This window comes from Streptomyces sp. NPDC001941 (assembly GCF_040296945.1).
Taxonomy (GTDB): domain Bacteria; phylum Actinomycetota; class Actinomycetes; order Streptomycetales; family Streptomycetaceae; genus Streptomyces.
Genome location: NZ_JBEOYE010000111.1, coordinates 1 through 21,762 on the forward strand (window position 1 = coordinate 1; position 21,762 = coordinate 21,762).

The following is a 21,762-nucleotide window of genomic DNA, read 5'->3' on the forward strand; positions in this document are numbered from 1 at the left end:
CGCATGGACGAGGTGATCTTCGAGGAGTTCAAGGGCACCGGCAACATGGAGCTCAAGCTCGACCGCAAGCTCGCCGACAAGCGCATCTTCCCGGCGGTGGACGTGGACGCGTCCGGCACCCGCAAGGAAGAGATCCTGCTCGGCAGCGACGAGCTCGCGATCGTCTGGAAGCTGCGCCGGGTGCTGCACGCGCTCGACCAGCAGCAGGCGATCGAGCTGCTGCTCGACAAGATGAAGCAGACGAAGTCGAACGCCGAGTTCCTGCTGCAGATCCACAAGTCGACGCCCGCGCCGGGCAACGGCAACGACTGACGCACCGTCAAGTCGCCATGGGACCGCCCCCGTCACAGGAGTGACGGGGGCGGTCCCGCGTTGTACGATCCCTGCGTCGCGTGGGGGGAACGTATTTCCTGATACGGCCACTGAGGTCGGCGGAGCCCTGCCCGGGCATCGAACGGGCGGCTCCGGTCCGCGTACCCGGAGGCCTTCTCTCCGTCGTGTTGCGACGACACCGAATGGAGAAACGAGTGATATCTGCTCGCAGCAGGCTGCGGACCGTCGTGTCCGCCGCCGCGGTCGCGCTCGCCCTGGGCGGCGCGGCACTCAGCGCCGTACCGGCGCAGGCCGCCGACGGCCCCGTCCCGCAGCCGGGCGTCCAGCGCCCGGCCGTCTCGGAGCGGCAGGCGCGCCAGTCCATCCAGGCCGTCAAGGACGTCGTGGTCCGGCAGGCCGAGAAGAAGGCCGCAGAGTCCGGCGGCCCGGAAGACACCACCCCGACGCCGCAGATCATCGGCGGCGGGGGTGCCTCGATCTCCGAGGCGCCGTGGATGGTGCAGCTGTTCTACGACAACGGCAACGACAGCTTCTTCTGCGGCGGCACCCTCGTCGCCGCCAACAAGGTCCTCACCGCCGCGCACTGCGTCGCCGGTTCGGACTGGGCGAGCCGGGGCACCGTCCTCGGCGGCACCGCCACGTTCGGCGACGACGCCCACGGCACTGTCGTCGGCGTCTCGCGCCAGTGGAGCCACCCGTCCTACAGCTCCACGACGTACAGCAACGACGTCGCGGTGCTCACGCTCAGCCAGCCGCTGCCGTACAAGACGCTGCGCGTCACGCGGTACGGCGACACCGGCTACTACGGCAAGACCGGCACGGTCTACGGCTGGGGCCTCACCGCCTCCAACGGCACCGTCTCGCCGACCCTGAAGAAGGCCAACCTGGCCGTGCAGTCGGACGCCACCTGCACGTCCACCTGGGGTTCGGACTACCTCAAGGCCACCATGCTCTGCGCGGGCAACGCGGCCACCGGCAGCGACTCGACCACCACCACGACGTGCAGCGGCGACTCCGGCGGCCCGCTCGTCTACGGCGGCCGGATCGTGGGCGTCGTCTCCTGGGGCGCGAGGGTCTGCTCCGTGCGGGGCGCCCGCAGCGTCTTCGCCCGGGCCGGCACCTTCACCGGGCTGATCAACCCGCGCGTCGACGATGCCAACCTCGACGGCGACGCCTTCGCGGACGTGTACGCCCGCACCGCGGCCGGCGCCGACACCGTCTACCGCTCCAACGGCACCGGCCTGACCGGTCCGGCCTTCCCGGTCGGCCCGCTCACCGGGGCCGACGTGGTGCGCCAGAGCGACATCAACGCTGACGGCTACGGCGACTACGTGTACCGCACCGCCTCGGGCGAGCTGCACTGGTGGGGCTTCGACAAGAACGCCGGCGACGTGGCCGACCACAAGGTCGGCACCGGCTGGGGCGCCTTCCGCAACCTCACCGTCCCCGGTGACGTCACCAACGACGGCTTCCCGGACCTCGTGGCCAACGACGCCGCGGGCGCGCTGTGGCTGTGGAGCGGACGCGGCGACGGCACCTTCAACGCCCGCGTCAAGATCGGCAGCGGCTGGGCCTCGTACCAGGTGTACGGCAAGGGCGACTACAGCGGTGACGGCGTCCCGGACCTGCTGGCCCGCGACGCCCAGGCCCGCCTGTGGGTCTACAAGGGCACCGGCAACCCCGCCGCCCCCTTCTCGGCCCGGGTCCAGGTCGGCAGTGGCTGGAACTTCACCGCGTACGTCACCACCGGTGACCTGACCGGCGACGGCCGGGCGGACTTCGCGGTCCGCGACGCGGCCGGCGCGATGTGGGCGTACAAGGGCACGGGCTCGGCCACGACCCCGTTCATCACCTCGCAGCGCATCAAGATCGGCAGCGGCTGGAACGGTTTCACGCTGCTCGGCTGACCGCCCCCGGCAAGAGACCTTCGCCACATCACGCGGCCGCCGAAGGGCCCTCTTCGGCCAGTCGTGACCTGCGCGAACGCCAGTGTGCCCACGGTGCCACGCACCGTGGGCACCGTGCGTTCCTGAAGGAGTTCTTACAACCCTGTGCAACCCTTCCAGTCGCTCCCCCGTCTCACCTGGTGCCGAAACAGATGCGAACAGATGTCGCCATCGAGCGCCTGATCTCGCCGGCCGGGGGTAGCGGGAAGCGAAGGACCGAGGGAGACCATGACCGAGCAGAGCAAGGGCGGCCGAATACGCGGCAGCGGTTCGCGCCGCAAGAAGCCCACCACGCGCCGCAGGGCGCTGACCGTCGCGGCGTGGTCCGCGGCGGGTCTGGTGCTCGTCGGCGGTACCGGCCTCGGGTACGTCTACTTCAAGCTCAACGGCAACATCCAGGGCGTCGACATCAACGCCCAGCTGGGCACGGACCGCCCCGAGAACATCGACAACGGCTCGCTGGACATCCTGGTCCTGGGCTCCGACTCGCGCTCCGGGGACAACTCCGCGTACGGCCGTGACGAGGGCGGCGCGCGCTCCGACACCGCGATGGTCGTGCACGTCAACGAGGGCCACAAGACCGCCAGCGTCGTCTCCATCCCGCGCGACACCCTGGTCGAGCGCCCGCAGTGCACCGACGCGCACGGCAAGGCCGTGCCGGGGGAGCAGCGCGCGATGTTCAACACGGCGTACGAGGTCGGCGGCCCGGCCTGCGCCGTCAAGACCGTCGAGTCCATGTCCGGCATCCGCATGGACCACTACATCGAGGTCGACTTCACCGGCTTCAAGAAGCTCATCGACGAGCTCGGCGGGGTGAAGGTCACCACCAGCAAGGCCATCCAGGACAAGAAGAGCCACCTCGACCTGAAGCCGGGCACCCACACGCTGACCGGCGAGCAGTCGCTCGGCCTGGTGCGCACCCGCAAGAGCGTCGGGGACGGTAGTGACCTGGGGCGCATCCAGCTCCAGCAGGCGTTCATGAAGGCCTTCATCAACCAGGTCAAGAGCGTCGGCGTCTTCAGCAACCCCAAGAAGCTGCTGGACATCGCGGACACCGCGACCAAGGCGATCAAGCCGGACTCCGAGCTGGACTCGGTCACCGAGCTGATGGACTTCGCCAAGGGCCTGAGCGGCCTGGGCTCCGAGGACGTCCACATGGTCACGCTGCCGGTGACCTACGACAAGCGCGACCCCAACCGCGTGGTGCCCCTGGAGGCCCAGACGCAGCAGGTGTGGGCCGCCCTGAAGGCCGACAAGCCGATCCCGGCGTCGGCCACCAAGGACGCCGCCACGGGCCAGGCCGAAGGCGTCGTGAAGTAGCCGGACGGGGTCCGGACGCGGCCCCCGGAATAGATCCGGCCCCACCCCGGTTTTGGGAGATGCGGCCGGTCCTGGCAGACTGGTACGTCGGCCCCGGTTCACGCACCCGCATCCCGCGTATGCGACCCGGAGCCCTCCCGAAACTAGGAGACACCTTGAAGCGCGACATCCACCCCGAGTACGTCGAGACGCAGGTCAGCTGCACCTGTGGCGCGTCGTTCACCACCCGTAGCACCCTCTCCGGCGGCACCATCCGCGCCGAGGTCTGCTCCGAGTGCCACCCGTTCTACACGGGCAAGCAGAAGATCCTCGACACCGGTGGCCGCGTGGCCCGCTTCGAGGCCCGCTTCGGCAAGGCTGCCGGCTCCGCCAAGAAGTAGCGAGCCACTGCGCCGGTTTCCGGCGCCCCCGCACCGGGGGCGCCGGGACCGGCGCTTTGCCGTCTCCCGAAGCCACAGTCTTTACGCGAAACCCAGGAGCCCCCGATGTTCGAGGCGGTCGAGGAACTGGTCGGCGAGCACGCCGACCTGGAGAAGAAGCTCGCCGACCCTTCGGTCCACAGCGATCAGGCCAACGCGCGCAAGCTCAACAAGCGCTACGCCGAGCTGACGCCGATCGTCGCGACGTACCGCTCCTGGAAGCAGGCCGGTGAGGACATCGAGACCGCCCGGGAGTTCGCGCACGACGATCCCGACTTCGCGGCCGAGGTCAAGGACCTGGAGAAGCAGCGCGAGGAGCTCACCGAGAAGCTCCGCCTGCTCCTGGTCCCGCGCGACCCGTCCGACGACAAGGACGTGATCCTGGAGGTCAAGGCGGGCGCGGGCGGCGACGAGTCGGCCCTGTTCGCCGGCGACCTGCTGCGCATGTACCTGCGCTACGCCGAGCGCGTCGGCTGGAAGACCGAGATCATCGACGCCACCGAGTCCGAGCTGGGCGGCTACAAGGACGTCCAGGTCGCCGTGAAGACCAAGGGCGGCCAGGGCGCCACCGAGCCCGGCCAGGGCGTCTGGGCCCGCCTGAAGTACGAGGGCGGGGTGCACCGCGTCCAGCGGGTGCCGGCCACCGAGTCCCAGGGCCGCATCCACACCTCCGCGGCCGGCGTCCTGGTGACGCCGGAGGCCGAGGAGGTCGACGTCGAGATCAACATGAACGACCTGCGCATCGACGTGTACCGCTCGTCGGGCCCCGGCGGCCAGTCCGTCAACACCACCGACTCCGCCGTGCGCATCACGCACCTCCCCACCGGCGTCGTGGCCTCCTGCCAGAACGAGAAGAGCCAGCTCCAGAACAAGGAGCAGGCCATGCGCATCCTGCGCTCCCGGCTGCTGGCCGCCGCCCAGGAGAAGGCCGAGGCCGAGGCGGCCGACGCCCGCCGCAGCCAGGTGCGCACCGTCGACCGGTCCGAGAAGATCCGTACGTACAACTTCCCGGAAAACCGGATCTCGGACCACCGCGTCGGCTTCAAGGCGTACAACTTGGACCAGGTGCTCGACGGGGACCTCGACGCCGTCATCCAGGCCTGCGTCGACGCCGACTCGGCCGCGAAGCTCGCCGCCGCGCAGTGAACCAGACCCTGTAAAGCCCCTGCAGCCCGGAGGACCAGCGTGCAGCCACATATTGGGGGGCGACCCCACAGCCCCCGCAGCGTGCTGCTTGCCGAGGTGGCCCAGGCCACCCAGCGGCTGGCCGACGCCGGCGTACCCTCGCCGCGCTTCGACGCCGAGGAGCTCGCCGCGTTCGTCCACGGCGTCAAGCGGGGCGAGCTGCACAACGTCAAGGACGCGGACTTCGACGCCCGCTACTGGGAAGCCGTGGCCCGCCGCGAGGCCCGCGAGCCGCTGCAGCACATCACCGGCCGCGCCTTCTTCCGCTACCTGGAGCTCCAGGTGGGCCCCGGCGTCTTCGTGCCCCGCCCCGAGACCGAGTCGGTCGTCGGCTGGGCCATAGACGCCGTACGGGCCATGGACGTGGTCGAGCCGCTGATCGTCGACCTGTGCACCGGCTCCGGCGCCATCGCGCTCGCCATGGCCCAGGAGGTGCCCCGCTCCCGGGTGCACGCCGTGGAGCTGTCCGACGACGCCCTGGTGTGGACCCGCAAGAACGCCGAGGGCTCCCGGGTCACCGTGCACCAGGGCAACGCCCTGGCCGCGCTGCCCGAGCTCGACGGCCAGGTGGACCTGGTGATCTCCAACCCGCCGTACATCCCGCTCACCGAGTGGGAGTACGTGGCGCCCGAGGCCCGCGACCACGACCCGGAGATGGCACTCTTCTCCGGCGAGGACGGGCTCGACGCCATCCGCGGCATCGAGCGCACCGCGCACCGGCTGCTGCGCCCCGGCGGGCTCGTGGTGATCGAGCACGCCGACACCCAGGGCGGCCAGGTGCCGTGGATCTTCAACGAGGAGGCCGGCTGGGCGGACGCCGCCGACCACCCCGACCTGAACAACCGGCCGCGCTTCGCGACCGCCCGCAAGGCGATGCCATGAGGCATCCCCACCGAGTGACGACAGACCCCAGGAAGTGGAGGGCCGGCTGATGGCACGGCGCTACGACTGCAACGACGCGACCGACCGCACCACGGGTCTGCGCGAGGCCGCGTCCGCCGTCCGCCGCGGCGAGCTGGTCGTGCTGCCCACCGACACCGTGTACGGGATCGGTGCAGACGCCTTCAGCTCCGAGGCCGTCGCGGACCTGCTGGACGCCAAGGGCCGGGGCCGCAACATGCCCACGCCCGTGCTGATCGGCTCGCCGAACACGCTGCACGGCCTGGTCACCGACTTCTCGGAGATGGCCTGGGAGCTCGTCGACGCGTTCTGGCCCGGTGCGCTCACCCTGGTCGCCAAGCACCAGCCGTCGCTCCAGTGGGACCTCGGCGACACCCGGGGCACCGTGGCGATCCGGATGCCGCTGCACCCGGTCGCCATCGAGCTGCTCACCGAGTTCGGCCCGATGGCCGTGTCCTCCGCCAACCTCACCGGCCACCCGGCGCCCGAGGACTGCGACGCCGCGCAGGGGATGCTCGGCGACTCCGTCTCGGTCTACCTCGACGGCGGTCCCACGCCCGGCATCGTGCCGTCCTCCATCGTGGACGTCACGGGCAAGGTGCCCGTCCTGCTGCGCCAGGGCGCGCTCTCGGCCGAAGAGCTGCGCAAGGTCGTACCCGACCTTGAGGTGGCCAGTTGACCGCCCCTGAGGGGCGTGGCATAGGCACGGAGAACACCTTCCGCATCCTCCACGTCAGCACCGGCAACGTGTGCCGCTCGCCGATCACCGAGCGGCTGACGCGGCACGCCCTCAGCGACCGCCTCGGCGACCCGCTGACGGGCGGGCTGATCGTGGAGAGCGCCGGCACCTGGGGCCACGAGGGCGCCCCCATGGAGCCCAACGCCGAGATCGTGCTCGCCGACTTCGGGGCCGACGCCTCCGGGTTCACCGGCCGCGAGCTGCTCGACGAGCACGTGATCCGGGCCGACCTGGTGCTCACGGCCACCCGTGACCACCGCGCCCAGGTCATCTCGATGGGGCACTCGGCGGGGCTGCGCACCTTCACCCTGAAGGAGTTCACCCGCCTGGTGCGGGCCATAGACCCGGCGACGCTGCCGGACCCGCTGGGCGAGGGCGTGGTCGAGCGCGCGCGGGCGCTGGTGCGGGCCGCCGCGGCGCTGCGCGGCTGGCTGCTCGCGCCCAGCGCCGAGGCGGACGAGGTCAACGACCCCTACGGGGCGCCGATCACCTACTTCCGCTCGGTCGGCGACGAGATCAACACGGCCCTGGACCCGGTCGTCACGGCCCTCACGGGCGTCCCCGCCCGCGCCTGACGGAGCTCCCCCTCCCGGCAGGCGCCCGCGCGGGTGCGGGCCTACATTGGGGGCATGGTGATCCGCTTCGTCGGGGGGATCCCCGCGCGTGCCGACTTCGACGCCCTGCTGCGCCAGGACCCGCAGGTCGCCGAGGTGCTCGGTGGCGAGGCCGAGCGGCAGCGCGGCACGCTCCAGCTGATCGCCGCCGAGAACTTCACCTCGCCCGCGGTCCTCGCCGCGCTCGCCTCCCCGCTGGCCGACAAGTACGCCGAGGGCTACCCGGGCGCCCGCCACCACGGCGGCTGCGAGTTCGCGGACGCCGTCGAGCGCATCGCGGTGGAGCGCGCCAAGGCCCTGTTCGGCGCCGGCCACGCCAACGTACAACCGCACTCCGGGTCCTCCGCCGTGCTCGCGGCGTACGCGGCGCTGCTGCGGCCCGGCGACACCGTGCTCGCCCTGGGGCTGGCCTCCGGGGGCCACCTCACCCACGGCTCGCCCGGCAACTCCTCCGGCCGCTCGTTCCGCTTCGTCGGCTACGGCCTGGACCCCGCCACCGGGCTCGTCGACCTCGCCGCGCTGCGCGCGCTGGCCCGCGAGCACCGGCCCAAGGCCGTCGTCTGCGGCTCCATCGCCTACCCCCGCCACCCCGACTACGCGGCCTTCCGCGAGGTCGCCGACGAGGTGGGGGCGTACCTGATCGTCGACGCGGCCCACCCGCTGGGCCTGGTGGCCGGGGGAGCGGCGCCCAGCCCGGTGCCGTACGCCGACGTGGTGTGCGCGACCACGCACAAGGTGCTGCGCGGTCCGCGCGGCGGTCTGCTGCTGTGCGGGGAGGAGCTGGCCGAGCGGGTGGACCGGGCGGTGTTCCCGTACACCCAGGGCGGCGCGCAGATGCACACGATCGCGGCCAAGGCGGTCGCGTTCGGCGAGGCGGCAACCCCGGCGTTCACCGCGTACGCCCATCAGGTGGTGGCGAACGCGCGGGTCCTGGCGGACGGCCTCGCCGCCGAGGGCCTGGAGCTCACCACGGGCGGTACGGACACCCATCTGATCACCGCCGACCCCGCACCCCTCGGCCACGACGGGAGGGCCGCACGCGGGCTCCTGGCGGCCGCGGGGATGGTGCTGGACACCTGCGTCCTGCCCGGTGGGGACGGGCGTGGCCTGCGTCTGGGCACCGCGGCGCTGACGACCCAGGGGATGGGCGGCGCGGAGATGGCGCGGGTGGCGACGCTGTTCGCGGCGGCGCTGCGGGAGGGCGCCGACGGCCGGGCGCTGCGGGCGCACGCGGCGGACCTCGCGGGGCGTTTTCCACCGTTCGGGGGGTAGGCGCGGGGCGGTGTGCAACCGTTGACGGCCCGGGTGTGTCCTCAACCATGGGGGCGGCGGAGCTAGGGTGTGGGGCTGAGATGGCCAGCGATACCTGTGGGGCAGCCCGTGCGTGATTACCTGCTGACACTCTGTGTCACGGCCGCGGTGACCTATCTGCTCACCGGGCCGGTGCGGAAGTTCGCCATCGCGTCCGGCGCGATGCCGGAGATCCGCGCCCGCGACGTGCACAGAGAACCGACGCCGCGGCTCGGCGGCATCGCCATGTTCTTCGGCCTGTGCGCCGGACTGCTGGTCGCCGACCACCTGCAGAACCTGAACAGCGTCTTCGCGCTGTCCAACGAGCCGCGCGCGCTGCTCTCGGGCGCCGCGCTGATCTGGCTGATCGGCGTCCTGGACGACAAGTTCGAGCTGGACGCGCTGATCAAGCTGGGCGCCCAGATGATCTCGGCGGGCGTCATGGTGATGCAGGGCCTGACGATCCTGTGGCTGCCCATCCCGGGCATCGGCACGGTCGCGCTGACCCAGTGGCAGGGCACCCTGCTGACCGTCGCGCTGGTGGTGATCACCATCAACGCGGTGAACTTCGTCGACGGCCTGGACGGCCTGGCCGCCGGCATGGTGTGCATCGCCGCCGCCGCCTTCTTCCTGTACGCGTACCGGATCTGGTTCAGCTACGGGATCGAGGCCGCCGCCCCCGCGACGCTCTTCGCGGCCATCCTGATGGGCATGTGCCTGGGCTTCCTGCCGCACAACATGCACCCGGCGCGGATCTTCATGGGCGACTCGGGTTCGATGCTGATCGGGCTGATCCTGGCGGCCTCGGCGATCTCGATCACGGGCCAGGTCGACCCGGACGCGCTGCGGATCTTCGAGGGCTCGACCCGGGAGGCGACGCACGCCGCGCTGCCGGTCTTCATCCCGCTGCTGCTGCCGCTGACGATCATCGCGATCCCGATGGCCGACCTGGTGCTCGCGATCGTGCGCAGGACCTGGAACGGGCAGTCGCCGTTCGCCGCGGACCGCGGGCACCTGCACCACCGGCTCCTGGAGATCGGGCACTCGCACAGCAGGGCGGTGCTGATCATGTACTTCTGGTCGGCGCTGATCGCCTTCGGCACCCTGTCGTACTCGGTGCACTCGGCGTCGATGTGGATCGTGCTGCTGATCGTCGCGTTCAGCGCGGTCGGCCTGGGCCTGCTCCTGCTCCCGCGCTTCACGCCGCGGGCGCCGCGCTGGGCGGAGTCGTTCGTGCCGCCGCGCTACCGGCGCAGGGCCGCGGCCCCGTCCGGGGAGGACGGGGACGAGGACGCCGGGGACGAGCCGGGGGAGCCCGGGGACGAGTCCCGAACTCCCGTGCCCGCCGGGGTCAATGGGGCGACGGCGGTGGGTCACCGTTCACGCTTCTCCGATCGGCGGAAGGCCGGAACGCCAAGTTGACGCGGCGTTCAAGTCGGGGCAATACCACGCAGATCGACCCGTGTCCTGCACACACGCGCGCTGTCACCCTCATGTGTGACTGTTTGCACACGACCTGAGTAAAGACCTATTCAAATAGTTTGTGATACGGTTCACGAGACCCGGCGACAGTGCCGAAAGACCGTAGTGCGACGGTCCGTTGGCCCCGAGACCCACCTCGGACCGGGCTTACGCTCGTCCATGACGACACCCTGCCCCCACCAGCAAGCGGAGATGCCGCCATGCCGTCCAACGACGCACGCACCCTCCTGTACGCCGCCGTCCCCACCGCTGCCGTCGGCGCGATCGCCGCCGTCATCAGCGCCGTGGTCGCGGGCGGCAAGGGTGCGCTGGGCGCCGTCATCGGCACCGCGGTGGTCATCGCCTTCATGGGCATCGGCCTGCTGGTGCTGCAGCGGACGGCCAAGCACTTCCCGCACCTGTTCCAGGCCATGGGCCTGATGCTCTACACCGCGCAGTTGCTGCTTCTCTTCGTTCTGATGACGTTGCTCAAGGGCACCACGGCGTTCAGCTTCAAGGCCTTCGGCTTCACCCTGCTCGCGGCCACCATCGCGTGGATCTCCGCGCAGGCCCGCTGGTTCATGAAGGCCAAGATCACCTATGTCGAGCCCGAGTCCGAGAAGGGCGGAAAGCCCGAGAGGACGGGGTCGTCATCGTGAAGCGTAGGGCCGGGATAAATGCCCGTTCGAGATGCTGCTATCGTCCGGTGCCAACTGCGGCACTGCGGGCGCGGGCATCCGAGCTGACGCCTGTCCCAGCGCGAGGCTCGATGCCGAACCGCCGCCCCCTTACCCGTAAGACCAGTCCAGTGCCGAACCGCGGCTGCTTGCCGCGCCGACACAACGAGGTTGCCGTACCTATGCGCCACGCTGAAGGAGCCCGCGGTGAGTGCTGACCAGACGCTTGCCTTCGACGCGAGTTGCCACATCTTCTCCGGATGTGGGTTCCCGGCTCCGGGCCTGCACACGTTCCTGTACAAGCCCATGTTCTCCGTGGGCGGCTTCGAGTTCACCAAGCCGATGCTGCTCGCGCTGCTGAGCTCCGTGGTGGTCGTCGGGTTCTTCTGGGCCGCCTTCGGCAAGCCCAAGACGGTGCCGGGCAAGGTGCAGATGGTCGGTGAGGCGGGTTACGACTTCGTGCGCCGCGGCATCGTCTACGAGATCATCGGCAAGCGGGACGGCGAGAAGTACGTGCCGTTCATGGTGTCGCTGTTCTTCTTCGTATGGATCATGAACATCTGGTCCATCATTCCCGTCGCGCAGTTCCCGGTCCCGTCGCTGATCGCCTTCCCGGCCGGTCTGGCGCTGATCGTCTACGTGATGTGGGTCAGCCTCACCTTCCGCAAGCACGGCTGGACCGGCGGCTGGAAGAACATCACGGGCTACGACAAGTCGCTGGGCTGGGTCCTTCCCCTGGTCGTGGTGATCGAGTTCTTCTCGAACCTGCTGATCCGCCCCTTCACGCACGCGGTGCGACTGTTCGCGAACATGTTCGCCGGCCACCTGCTGATCGTGATGTTCACCGTGGCCTCCTGGTACCTGATGAACGGCATCGGCATCGCCTACGGCACCGTGTCGTTCGTGATGGTCATCGTGATGACGCTCTTCGAGCTCTTCATCCAGGCCGTCCAGGCGTACGTGTTCGTGCTCCTGGCCTCCAGCTACATCCAGGGCGCGCTCTCCGAGAGCCACTGAGCCAGCCCCGCCCCCAAGAACCGACAGACGTCCGGTGGCCAACCCCCACCGGGTCCGTGAAAGAGAAGGAAGTAACGGCATGTCCGCTGCTCTCGAAATGATCAACCTGGCCGCCCCCGGTGACACCGCCAAGAGCACCGTGGTCGGCAACGTCGCCTCCATCGGTTACGGCCTCGCGGCCATCGGCCCCGGCGTCGGCGTCGGCATCATCTTCGGTAACGGCACCCAGGCCCTCGCCCGTCAGCCCGAGGCGGCCGGCCTGATCCGCACCAACCAGATCATGGGTTTCGCCTTCTGTGAGGCGCTCGCCCTCATCGGCATCGTCATGGGCTTCGTCTACCAGTAAGCCGGACCGACAGCCCAACCCTTTTCACGGAAGGCACTGATGTGAACGCTCTGTTCCTTGCGGCGGCGGAGGAGCCTCAGAATCCTCTGATCCCGCATCCCGACGAGCTCGTCATCGGCCTGATCGCCTTCATCATCGTCTTCGGCTTCCTCGCCAAGAAGCTCCTCCCGAACATCAACAAGGTTCTGGAAGAGCGTCGTGAGGCCATCGAGGGCGGCATCGAGAAGGCCGAGTCGGCCCAGATCGAGGCCCAGAGCGTGCTGGAGCAGTACAAGGCCCAGCTCGCCGAGGCCCGCCACGAGGCCGCGCGGCTTCGCCAGGAGGCCACGGAGCAGGGCACCGCGATCATCCAGGAGATGAAGGCGGAAGGCCAGCGCCAGCGCGAGGAGATCATCGCGGCCGGGCACGCCCAGATCGAGGCCGACCGCAAGGCCGCCGCCACGGCGCTGCGCCAGGACGTGGGCAAGCTCGCCACCGACCTGGCCGGCAAGCTGGTCGGCGAGTCCCTCGAGGACCACGCCCGCCAGAGCCGCACCATCGACCGCTTCCTCGACGAGCTCGAGGCCAAGGCGGAGTCGACCGGAGCCGCCCGATGAACGGAGCGAGCCGCGAGGCACTGGCTGCCGCACGCGAGCGCCTCGACGCGCTGACCGACAACACGTCGGCCGACGCGGCGAAGCTCGCCGAGGAGCTGGCCGCCGTTACCGCGCTGCTCGACCGCGAGGTGTCGCTGCGTCGGGTCCTGACCGACCCGGCGCAGTCCGGCGAGGCCAAGGCCCAGCTGGCCGAGCGACTGCTGAGCGGTCAGGTGGGCGGCGCGACCGTCGACCTGGTCTCCGGCATGGTCCGATCCCGCTGGTCGCGCTCGCGCGACCTGGTCGACGCGACCGAGGAGCTGGCGAACACCGCCGACTTCACCGCGGCGCAGCAGGCCGGCGGGCTCGACGACGTCGAGGACGAGCTGTTCCGGTTCGCCCGGATCGTCTCCTCCAGCTCCGAGCTCCGCTCGGCGCTGACGGACAAGGCCGCGACGGACTCCGCCAAGGGCCGGCTGCTGCACAGCCTGCTCGGCGGCCGCGCCAAGCCGCAGACGGAGCGCCTGGTGGTCCGTCTCGTCACGCGCCCCCGGGGACGTAGCCTGGAAGCGGGACTGGAGTCCCTCTCCAAGCTCGCCGCGGAGCGCCGTGACCGCATGGTCGCCGTCGTCACCTCGGCGGTCCCGCTGAGCGACGGGCAGAAGCAGCGCCTCGGAGCCGTACTGGCGAAGGTCTACGGCCGGGCGATGCACCTGAACCTCGACGTGGACCCGGCGGTCCTCGGCGGGATCACGGTGCGCGTCGGCGACGAGGTCGTCAACGGGACCATCGCGGACCGCCTCGCCGAGGCGGAACGCAGGCTGGCCGGCTGACGCACCGCGTCGGACCACCAATTCAAGAAGCACCACCAGCGGCCCGGTTGGGCCGTGCAGATTGCAGAAGATTCTGGGGGCCCGCGGCGGAGCCGCTAGGCACTACAGCCCCAGACCCCCAAAGAAACTTCGGGCCCAACAAGGAGAGCAGGGAACCCAGATGGCGGAGCTCACGATCCGGCCGGAGGAGATCCGGGACGCGCTGGAGGACTTCGTCCAGTCGTACAAGCCGGACGCGGCCTCGCGCGAGGAGGTCGGCACGGTCAGCCTGGCCGGCGACGGCATCGCGAAGGTGGAGGGTCTTCCCTCGGCCATGGCGAACGAGCTGCTGAAGTTCGAGGACGGCACCCTCGGCCTCGCGCTGAACCTGGAAGAGCGCGAGATCGGCGCGATCGTCCTCGGCGAGTTCAGCGGCATCGAGGAGGGTCAGTCGGTGCACCGCACCGGCGAGGTCCTCTCGGTCGGCGTCGGCGAGGGCTACCTGGGTCGTGTCGTCGACCCGCTCGGTAACCCCATCGACGGCCTCGGCGAGATCGCGACCGAGGGCCGCCGCGCCCTCGAGCTGCAGGCGCCGGGCGTCATGCAGCGCAAGTCGGTCCACGAGCCGATGGAGACCGGCTACAAGGCCGTCGACGCCATGACCCCGGTCGGCCGCGGTCAGCGCCAGCTGATCATCGGCGACCGCCAGACCGGCAAGACCGCCCTGTGCGTCGACACGATCATCAACCAGCGCGACAACTGGCGTTCGGGCGACCCGAACAAGCAGGTCCGCTGCATCTACGTCGCCGTCGGCCAGAAGGGCTCCACCATCGCGTCCGTGCGCGGCGCGCTGGAGGAGGCGGGTGCCCTTGAGTACACGACGATCGTCGCCGCCCCGGCGTCCGACCCGGCCGGCTTCAAGTACCTGGCGCCGTACACCGGTTCCGCCATCGGCCAGCACTGGATGTACCAGGGCAAGCACGTCCTGATCGTCTTCGACGACCTGTCGAAGCAGGCCGACGCCTACCGCGCCGTGTCGCTGCTGCTGCGCCGCCCGCCGGGCCGCGAGGCCTACCCGGGCGACGTCTTCTACCTGCACTCGCGTCTGCTCGAGCGCTGCGCCAAGCTCTCGGACGACATGGGTGCCGGCTCGATGACCGGTCTGCCGATCGTCGAGACCAAGGCCAACGACGTCTCGGCGTTCATCCCGACCAACGTCATCTCCATCACCGACGGCCAGTGCTTCCTGGAGTCCGACCTGTTCAACGCCGGCCAGCGCCCGGCCCTGAACGTCGGCATCTCGGTCTCCCGCGTCGGTGGCTCGGCCCAGCACAAGGCCATGAAGCAGATCTCCGGCCGCCTGCGCGTGGACCTGGCCCAGTTCCGTGAGCTCGAGGCGTTCGCCGCCTTCGGCTCCGACCTGGACGCCGCGTCCAAGGCCCAGCTGGAGCGGGGTCAGCGCATGGTCGAGCTGCTGAAGCAGGCCCAGTACCAGCCGATGGCCACCGAGAACCAGGTCGTCTCCATCTGGGCGGGCACCACCGGCCGCATGGACGACGTCCCGGTCGTCGACATCCGCCGCTTCGAGTCCGAGCTGCTGGCGTACCTGCGCCAGTCGCACTCGGGCCTGATGTCCTCCATCCGCGAGGGCGGCAAGATGTCGGACGACACGCTGCAGTCCGTGTCCGACGCCATCGCGGAGTTCAAGAAGCAGTTCGAGACCTCTGACGGCAAGCTGCTCGGCGAGGACGCTGCCGCCGTCAACGTCTCGAAGTGACGACGGAAGGGACCTGACTCATGGGAGCGCAGCTCCGGGTCTACAAGCGTCGCATCAAATCCGTCACCGCGACGAAGAAGATCACCAAGGCGATGGAGATGATCGCCGCATCGCGCGTCGTCAAGGCGCAGCGCAAGGTGCAGGCTTCCACGCCGTACGCGACCGAGCTCACGCGCGCGGTCACGGCGGTGGCCACGGGTGCGAACGACAAGCACCCGCTGACCACCGAGGTGGAGAGCCCCATCCGCGCCGCGGTCCTGCTCCTCTCGAGCGACCGTGGTCTGGCCGGTGCCTTCAACTCCAACGCCATCAAGGCGGCGGAGAGGCTCACCGCGAAGCTGGAGCGGGAGGGCCGCGAGGTCGACATCTTCGTCGTCGGCCGCCGTGGCGTCGCCCACTACAACTTCCGTGAGCGCAAGCTGGCCGAGACGTGGACCGGCTTCACGGACGAGCCCACGTACGCGGACGCCAAGAAGATCGCTGCCCCGCTCATCGAGGCGATCGAGAAGGACACGGCCGAGGGTGGTGTGGACGAGCTCCACATCGTCTACACCGAGTTCGTCTCGATGATGACGCAGACGGCGGTCGAGGCCCGGCTGCTGCCCCTCAGCCTCGACGAGGTGGCGAAGGAGGCGGGAGAGCAGGACACCCTGCGCCCGCTGTACGACTTCGAGCCGTCGGCGGAGGACGTCCTGGACGCCCTGCTGCCCCGGTACGTCGAGAGCCGCATCTACAACGCGCTGCTGCAGTCGGCCGCTTCCAAGCACGCCGCCACGCGCCGCGCGATGAAGTCGGCGACCGACAACGCGGGTGAGCTGATCACCAACCTCACCCGACTTGCCAACGCGGCCCGCCAGGCCGACATCACCCAGGAAATCAGCGAGATCGTCGGTGGCACCGCAGCCCTGTCCGACGCGACCGCGGGGAGTGACAAGTAATGACGACCACTGTTGAGACGGCCGCCGCCACGGGCCGCGTCGCCCGGGTCATCGGCCCGGTCGTCGACGTGGAGTTCCCCGTCGACGCGATGCCGGAGATCTACAACGCGCTGCACGTCGACGTGCCGGACCCCACGGGCGAGGGCACCAAGACGCTGACCCTGGAGGTCGCGCAGCACCTCGGTGACGGCCTCGTCCGCACCATCTCCATGCAGCCCACGGACGGCCTGGTCCGCCAGGCCGCGGTGACCAACACGGGCAGCGCCATCTCCGTGCCGGTCGGCGACGTGACCAAGGGCCGTGTGTTCAACACGCTGGGCGAGGTCCTGAACGCGGACCCGTCCTCCGTCGCGGACGCCGAGCGCTGGGGCATCCACCGCACGGCCCCGGCCTTCGACCAGCTCGAGTCCAAGACCGAGATGTTCGAGACCGGCCTGAAGGTCGTCGACCTCCTCACCCCGTACGTCAAGGGTGGAAAGATCGGTCTGTTCGGTGGTGCCGGCGTCGGCAAGACCGTGCTGATCCAGGAGATGATCGTCCGTGTGGCCAAGCTGCACGACGGTGTCTCCGTCTTCGCGGGCGTCGGCGAGCGCACCCGTGAGGGCAACGACCTGATGGTCGAGATGGAGGAGGCCGGCGTTCTCGACAAGACCGCGCTGGTCTTCGGCCAGATGGACGAGCCCCCGGGCACCCGTCTGCGCGTGGCCCTGGCCGGTCTGACCATGGCGGAGTACTTCCGCGATGTGCAGAAGCAGGACGTGCTGTTCTTCATCGACAACATCTTCCGCTTCACGCAGGCCGGTTCCGAGGTCTCGACCCTGCTCGGCCGCATGCCCTCCGCGGTGGGCTACCAGCCGAACCTGGCCGACGAGATGGGTCTCCTCCAGGAGCGCATCACCTCGACCCGTGGTCACTCGATCACCTCGATGCAGGCGATCTACGTCCCCGCCGACGACCTCACGGACCCGGCGCCGGCGACCACCTTCGCCCACCTCGACGCGACGACGGTGCTCTCCCGTCCGATCTCGGAGAAGGGCATCTACCCGGCCGTGGACCCGCTGGACTCCACGTCCCGGATCCTGGACCCGCGCTACATCGCGCAGGACCACTACGACGCCGCCATGCGCGTCAAGGGCATCCTGCAGAAGTACAAGGACCTCCAGGACATCATCGCGATCCTCGGCATCGACGAGCTCAGCGAGGAGGACAAGCTCGTCGTCCACCGCGCGCGTCGTGTGGAGCGCTTCCTGTCCCAGAACACCCACGCCGCCAAGCAGTTCACCGGCGTGGACGGTTCGGACGTGCCGCTGGACGAGTCGATCACCGCGTTCAACGCGATCTGTGACGGCGAGTTCGACCACTTCCCGGAGCAGGCCTTCTTCATGTGCGGCGGTCTCGAGGACCTGAAGAAGAACGCCAAGGAGCTCGGCGTCTCCTGAGTCCCCGACTCGTGAAGGGGGGCGGGGTCCGTCCCGCCCCCCTTCGTACGCCCCGTAGAATTGACCCAACACCCGGCACCCATCGCCGGGTGGTGACCCGAGGAGCCACCCTTGGCTGCTGAGCTGCACGTCGAGCTGGTCGCCGCCGACCGTCAGGTCTGGTCCGGCGAGGCCACCCTGGTCGTCGCGCGCACCACGTCCGGCGACATCGGCGTCATGCCCGGTCACCAGCCGCTGCTCGGTGTGCTGGAGTCGGGCCCGGTGACGATCCGTACGAGCGAGGGAACGGTCGTGGCCGCTGTGCACGGCGGTTTCATCTCGTTCGCGGACGACAAGCTTTCGCTGCTGGCGGAGATCGCCGAGCTTGCGGACGAGATCGACCAGCAGCGCGCCGAGCGCGCGCTGGAGCGCGCCAAGTCGGATTCGGACGCCGCCGCCGAGCGTCGTGCCGACGTCCGTCTGCGCGCCGTGTCGGTGCGCTGAGTAGGCGCGCCGGACTGATCGACCCTCAGCCGCGGCCCGGTCTGGAATTCTCCAGCCCGTGCCGCGGCTGAGGCGAATGCGGGTTGTACTTCGGTTACGGGACGATGCGAGGAGGTCGGTGGAGATGTTCCTCGCTCTGCTGTTGAGCGGCGTGGTCGTCGCCCTGGTGGTGATCGGGCTCTTCGTCTTCGGCCTGCGCAGGCGGCTGATCCAGCGCTCCGGCGGGACCTTCGACTGCAGCCTCCGCTGGAACGTGCCGGAGGAGCCGGACGCGTCCGGCAAGGGCTGGGTGTACGGCGTGGCCCGCTACAGCGGTGACCGCATCGCCTGGTTCCGCGTCTTCTCGTACGCCCCCCGGCCCCGCCGCGTCCTGGAGCGCTCCGCCATCGAGGTGCTGGCCCGCCGGATGCCCGAGGGCGAGGAGGAACTGGCGCTGCTCTCCGACGCCGTCGTCCTGGCCTGTCTGCACCGCGGCACCCGCCTGGAGCTGGCGATGAGCGACGACGCGCTGACCGGCTTCCTGGCCTGGCTGGAGGCGGCGCCCCCCGGCCAGCGGGTGAACGTGGCCTGATGCCGCCCGTGATCGCCCGGGTGCGCCCCGGTGAGTGCCACGTCTGGTCCGCCGACGCCACCGCCCTCGTACCGGCGCTCCTGCCGCTGCTCGACGCCCGCGAGCGCGAGCGGTACGAGAACTTCCTGCGGCCGGAGCCGCAGCGCCTCTACCTGACCGCCCACGCCCTGGTCCGGCACGTCGTCGCGGCCCAGCTGGACGCGGACCCCCGGGACCTCGCCTTCGTCCCGTACTGCAAGCACTGCTCGGACCACGCGCACGGCAAGCCGGCCCTGCCGGGCACCCCGCTGGAGTTCTCGCTGTCGCACTCGGGGGACCGGGTGCTGGTCGCCGTCACGCTGGGCGTCCCGGTCGGCGTGGACGTGGAGCAGACGGCGACCTTCCCCGACCTGCCGCTGATGGCCCTGTCCGAGCCGGAGCGGAAGGTCCTCGACGCGCTGGACGAGCAGGCGCGGCGGCGCGCCTTCTCGACGTACTGGTCGCGCAAGGAAGCGGTCCTGAAGGCCACCGGGGACGGTCTGATGGTCGACCCGTCGCGGCTGACGGTGAGCGCCCCGGACGCCCCCGCGGAGCTGCTGGAGTGGCAGGGGCGCCCGGAGCCCGTGACGCCGGTGCGGCTGTACGACGTGCCGGCCGGGGACGGCTACCGGGCGGCCGTCGCGCTGCTCGGCGACGACCACCCGGTGGTGGTGCACGAGGTGGCCTACGACGGGGACGGCGTGCTGCACCGCCCCCGCCGCTGACCGGCCGGGACGCCCCGGAGGGTTATCCGAGGCCGCTGTTGATGGCGCTCACCAGCTCGCCGTTGGTGGTGTCACCGCTGAACTCCCAGAAGAACGCGCCGCCCAGGCTCTGGTCCTTGGCCCAGCCCATCTTGGACGTCACGGTCGCCGGGGTGTCGTAGCTCCACCACTGGTTGCCGCAGAAGGCGTAGGCGGTGCCGGCCACGGTGCCGTTGGAGGGGCAGGAGTTCTTCAGGACCTTGTAGTCCTCGATGCCCTGCTCGTACGTGCCCGGGGCCGGGCCGGTCGCGGTGCCGCCGGGCTCCTTCTGCGTCACGCCGGTCCAGCCGCGGCCGTAGAAGCCGATGCCGAGGAGCAGCTTGGCGGAGGGGACGCCCTTGGCCTTGTACTTGGCGATCGCCTCGGCGGAGTTGAAGCCCGCCTGCGGGATGCCGGCGTACGCGGTCAGCGGGGAGTGCGGGGCCGTCGGGCCCTGCGCCGCCCAGGCGCCGAAGAAGTCGTACGTCATCACGTTGAACCAGTCCATGTACTGCGCCGCGCCGCCGTAGTCGGCCGCGTCGATCTTGCCGTTGGCGGAGGCGTCGGCGGTGACGGCCGCGGTCACCAGGTTGCCCGTGCCGAACTTGGCGCGCATGGCCTGCATCATGGTCTTGAAGGCCGCGGCGCCGCTGGTGTCGCAGGACAGGCCGCAGGCGTTGGGGTACTCCCAGTCCAGGTCGATGCCGTCGAAGACGTCGGCCCAGCGCGGGTCCTCGACCAGGTCGTAGCAGGACTGGGCGAAGGCGGTCGGGTTCTGCACGGCTTGGCCGAAGCCGCCGGACCAGGTCCAGCCGCCGAAGGACCACAGCACCTTGATGTTGGGGTACTTGGCCTTGAGCTTGCGCAGCTGGTTGAAGTTGCCGCGCAGCGGCTGGTCCCAGGTGTCGGCGACGCCGTCGACGGCCTGGTCGGCGGTGTAGGCCTTGTCGTAGTCGGCGTAGGAGTCGCCGATGGTGCACTTGCCGCCCTGGACGTTGCCGAAGGCGTAGTTGATGTGCGTGATCTTCGACGCGGACGCCGAGCTCACCAGGTTCTTCACGTGGTAGTTGCGCTGGTAGACGCCCCAGTTGGTGAAGTAGCCCATCTTCACGAGGCTGCTGGGCTTGGTGCCGCCGGTGGTGCGGACCTGGGTGGCCCCGCTCAGCGGGCCGACCTGGTTCGCGGTGTCGCGGGCCCGGACCGTGTAGGTGTAGCTGGTGTCCTTCGTCAGGCCCTTGTCGGTGAAGGTCAGGGCGGTGACGGTGCCGACGACCGAGCCGTTGCGCAGCACGTCGTAGTTCTGCACGCCCTTGTCGTCGGTGGCGGCGGTCCAGGTGAGGGTCACCGAGTTGTCGCCGACGTTCGAGGCGACCGGGGTGCCGGGCGCGGAGGGCGGGTTGTCGCCGGGCTGGCCGCCGCTGGTGCGGGCCTTGACCGCGGCGCTGGCCGGGCCGGTCTGGTCGGCGGTGTCACGGGCGCGCACGGTGTAGGTGTACTCCGTGTCGGCGGTCAGGCCGCCGTCGGTGTACGAGGTGGTGGAGGTCGAACCGACCACCGTGCCGTTGCGCAGCACGTCGTAGTTCTTGATGCCCTTGTCGTCCGTCGCGCCGGTCCAGCTCAGCTTGATGGAGCTGGTGGTGATGTCCGAGGCGACCGGGGTGCCGGGGGCGGTCGGCGGGGTGTCGACCGGGGTGCTGCCGTCGCAGGAGGCGCCGTTGATCTTGCAGCCGGAGGGGGCGCCGGCCCCGGCGCCGTTGAAGCCGAAGGAGGCCGAGGCACCGGGGGCGAGGGTCCCGTTGTAGCCCTTGTTCTTGGCGGTCCAGTGGGTGCCGGAGGAGGTGACGTCGGCGTCCCAGGCGGAGGTGACGCGGGTGCCGGTGGGGTAGTCCCACTCGACGGTCCAGGCGTTGATGGTCGTGGTGCCGGTGTTCTTCACCGTCCACTTGCCCTCGAAGCCGGTGCCCCAGTCGGAGACCTTGGTGTACGTGGCGCTGGCCGCGTCGGCGGCCTGGGCGGGGGCGGCCAGGCCGACCATGGCGGCCAGGGGGAGCAGCAAGGCGGTGAACCCCGCCGCGGCTCTGTGTCTGAAACTCAACGGTGCTCCTCAAGTCGCGGGCGTACGTACGGGGACGTGCGGGGGTGGTCCGTGAACTTGTGCG

At 70.2% G+C, this 21,762-nt stretch carries 21 protein-coding genes and 1 pseudogene; 21 read left to right on the top strand and 1 reads right to left on the bottom strand.

Annotated elements, in window-relative coordinates; translation table 11 throughout:
• The 21 genes and pseudogenes from ABT160_RS40545 to ABT160_RS40645 form a co-directional block, all read left to right on the top strand.
• Nucleotides 1–312, top strand: a pseudogene (locus ABT160_RS40545) (transcription termination factor Rho); the annotation flags it as partial.
• A 215-nt stretch (nucleotides 313–527) separates the two neighbouring features.
• Nucleotides 528–2,240 carry a trypsin-like serine protease gene (locus tag ABT160_RS40550; protein WP_351653788.1) on the top strand — a complete coding sequence of 571 codons (1,713 nt, stop codon included), beginning with the start codon at nucleotides 528–530 and terminating at the stop codon, nucleotides 2,238–2,240.
• 267 nt (nucleotides 2,241–2,507) lie between these two features.
• On the top strand, nucleotides 2,508–3,599 hold the full coding sequence (locus ABT160_RS40555) for an LCP family protein (RefSeq protein WP_351653790.1): 1,092 nt from the start codon (nucleotides 2,508–2,510) through the stop codon (nucleotides 3,597–3,599).
• Between the two features lie 155 nt (nucleotides 3,600–3,754).
• Nucleotides 3,755–3,979: a 50S ribosomal protein L31 gene (gene rpmE / locus ABT160_RS40560; RefSeq protein WP_351653791.1), complete on the top strand. Its 225-nt coding sequence runs from the start codon at nucleotides 3,755–3,757 to the stop codon at nucleotides 3,977–3,979.
• A 105-nt stretch (nucleotides 3,980–4,084) separates the two neighbouring features.
• Nucleotides 4,085–5,164 (top strand): peptide chain release factor 1, encoded by a 1,080-nt coding sequence (gene prfA, locus ABT160_RS40565; RefSeq protein ID WP_351653793.1) that lies wholly within the window; start codon nucleotides 4,085–4,087, stop codon nucleotides 5,162–5,164.
• A gap of 39 nt (nucleotides 5,165–5,203) precedes the next feature.
• Nucleotides 5,204–6,085, top strand: a complete 882-nt coding sequence (gene prmC, locus ABT160_RS40570) for a peptide chain release factor N(5)-glutamine methyltransferase (RefSeq protein WP_351653795.1) — start codon at nucleotides 5,204–5,206, stop codon at nucleotides 6,083–6,085.
• A gap of 49 nt (nucleotides 6,086–6,134) precedes the next feature.
• On the top strand, nucleotides 6,135–6,782 hold the full coding sequence (locus tag ABT160_RS40575; protein WP_351653797.1) for an L-threonylcarbamoyladenylate synthase: 648 nt from the start codon (nucleotides 6,135–6,137) through the stop codon (nucleotides 6,780–6,782).
• Entirely contained in the window at nucleotides 6,779–7,417 is a 639-nt protein-coding gene (locus ABT160_RS40580; protein WP_351653798.1) for an arsenate reductase/protein-tyrosine-phosphatase family protein, read from the top strand. Before ABT160_RS40575 ends, ABT160_RS40580 begins: the two co-directional genes overlap by 4 nt.
• 54 nt (nucleotides 7,418–7,471) lie before the next feature.
• On the top strand, nucleotides 7,472–8,728 hold the full coding sequence (gene glyA, locus ABT160_RS40585) for a serine hydroxymethyltransferase (RefSeq protein ID WP_351653799.1): 1,257 nt from the start codon (nucleotides 7,472–7,474) through the stop codon (nucleotides 8,726–8,728).
• A gap of 108 nt (nucleotides 8,729–8,836) precedes the next feature.
• Nucleotides 8,837–10,168 carry an MraY family glycosyltransferase gene (locus tag ABT160_RS40590; RefSeq protein WP_351653800.1) on the top strand — a complete coding sequence of 444 codons (1,332 nt, stop codon included), beginning with the start codon at nucleotides 8,837–8,839 and terminating at the stop codon, nucleotides 10,166–10,168.
• A 260-nt stretch (nucleotides 10,169–10,428) separates the two neighbouring features.
• Nucleotides 10,429–10,866 carry a Cg1360 family ATP-synthase-associated protein gene (locus ABT160_RS40595; protein WP_351653802.1) on the top strand — a complete coding sequence of 146 codons (438 nt, stop codon included), beginning with the start codon at nucleotides 10,429–10,431 and terminating at the stop codon, nucleotides 10,864–10,866.
• Nucleotides 10,867–11,091: 225 nt separating this feature from the next.
• Nucleotides 11,092–11,901, top strand: coding sequence for a F0F1 ATP synthase subunit A (atpB, locus tag ABT160_RS40600; protein ID WP_351653804.1), 810 nt, complete (start codon nucleotides 11,092–11,094; stop codon nucleotides 11,899–11,901).
• Between the two features lie 79 nt (nucleotides 11,902–11,980).
• Entirely contained in the window at nucleotides 11,981–12,247 is a 267-nt protein-coding gene (gene atpE, locus ABT160_RS40605; RefSeq protein WP_351653806.1) for an ATP synthase F0 subunit C, read from the top strand.
• A gap of 41 nt (nucleotides 12,248–12,288) precedes the next feature.
• Nucleotides 12,289–12,843 carry a F0F1 ATP synthase subunit B gene (locus tag ABT160_RS40610; RefSeq protein WP_351653808.1) on the top strand — a complete coding sequence of 185 codons (555 nt, stop codon included), beginning with the start codon at nucleotides 12,289–12,291 and terminating at the stop codon, nucleotides 12,841–12,843.
• The gene (locus ABT160_RS40615; protein WP_351653810.1) at nucleotides 12,840–13,655 is read left to right on the top strand and encodes a F0F1 ATP synthase subunit delta; all 816 of its coding nucleotides are present in this window, start codon (nucleotides 12,840–12,842) and stop codon (nucleotides 13,653–13,655) included. The genes ABT160_RS40610 and ABT160_RS40615 overlap by 4 nt, the downstream gene beginning before the upstream one ends.
• A 160-nt stretch (nucleotides 13,656–13,815) precedes the next feature.
• Nucleotides 13,816–15,411, top strand: a complete 1,596-nt coding sequence (gene atpA / locus ABT160_RS40620; protein WP_351653812.1) for a F0F1 ATP synthase subunit alpha — start codon at nucleotides 13,816–13,818, stop codon at nucleotides 15,409–15,411.
• A gap of 20 nt (nucleotides 15,412–15,431) precedes the next feature.
• Nucleotides 15,432–16,349: a F0F1 ATP synthase subunit gamma gene (locus tag ABT160_RS40625; protein WP_351653814.1), complete on the top strand. Its 918-nt coding sequence runs from the start codon at nucleotides 15,432–15,434 to the stop codon at nucleotides 16,347–16,349.
• On the top strand, nucleotides 16,349–17,788 hold the full coding sequence (gene atpD, locus ABT160_RS40630; RefSeq protein WP_351653816.1) for a F0F1 ATP synthase subunit beta: 1,440 nt from the start codon (nucleotides 16,349–16,351) through the stop codon (nucleotides 17,786–17,788). The genes ABT160_RS40625 and atpD overlap by 1 nt, the downstream gene beginning before the upstream one ends.
• Before the next feature lie 111 nt (nucleotides 17,789–17,899).
• Nucleotides 17,900–18,271 carry a F0F1 ATP synthase subunit epsilon gene (locus ABT160_RS40635; RefSeq protein WP_351653818.1) on the top strand — a complete coding sequence of 124 codons (372 nt, stop codon included), beginning with the start codon at nucleotides 17,900–17,902 and terminating at the stop codon, nucleotides 18,269–18,271.
• Nucleotides 18,272–18,395: 124 nt separating this feature from the next.
• Nucleotides 18,396–18,842, top strand: coding sequence for a DUF2550 domain-containing protein (locus tag ABT160_RS40640; protein ID WP_351653820.1), 447 nt, complete (start codon nucleotides 18,396–18,398; stop codon nucleotides 18,840–18,842).
• Nucleotides 18,842–19,585, top strand: a complete 744-nt coding sequence (locus ABT160_RS40645; protein WP_351653822.1) for a 4'-phosphopantetheinyl transferase family protein — start codon at nucleotides 18,842–18,844, stop codon at nucleotides 19,583–19,585. The genes ABT160_RS40640 and ABT160_RS40645 overlap by 1 nt, the downstream gene beginning before the upstream one ends.
• Nucleotides 19,586–19,607: 22 nt before the next feature.
• On the opposite strand, the gene ABT160_RS40650 is transcribed toward ABT160_RS40645, so the two are convergent.
• Entirely contained in the window at nucleotides 19,608–21,698 is a 2,091-nt protein-coding gene (locus tag ABT160_RS40650) for a glycoside hydrolase family 18 chitinase (RefSeq protein ID WP_502984390.1), read from the bottom strand.
• Nucleotides 21,699–21,762 lie beyond the last annotated feature (64 nt).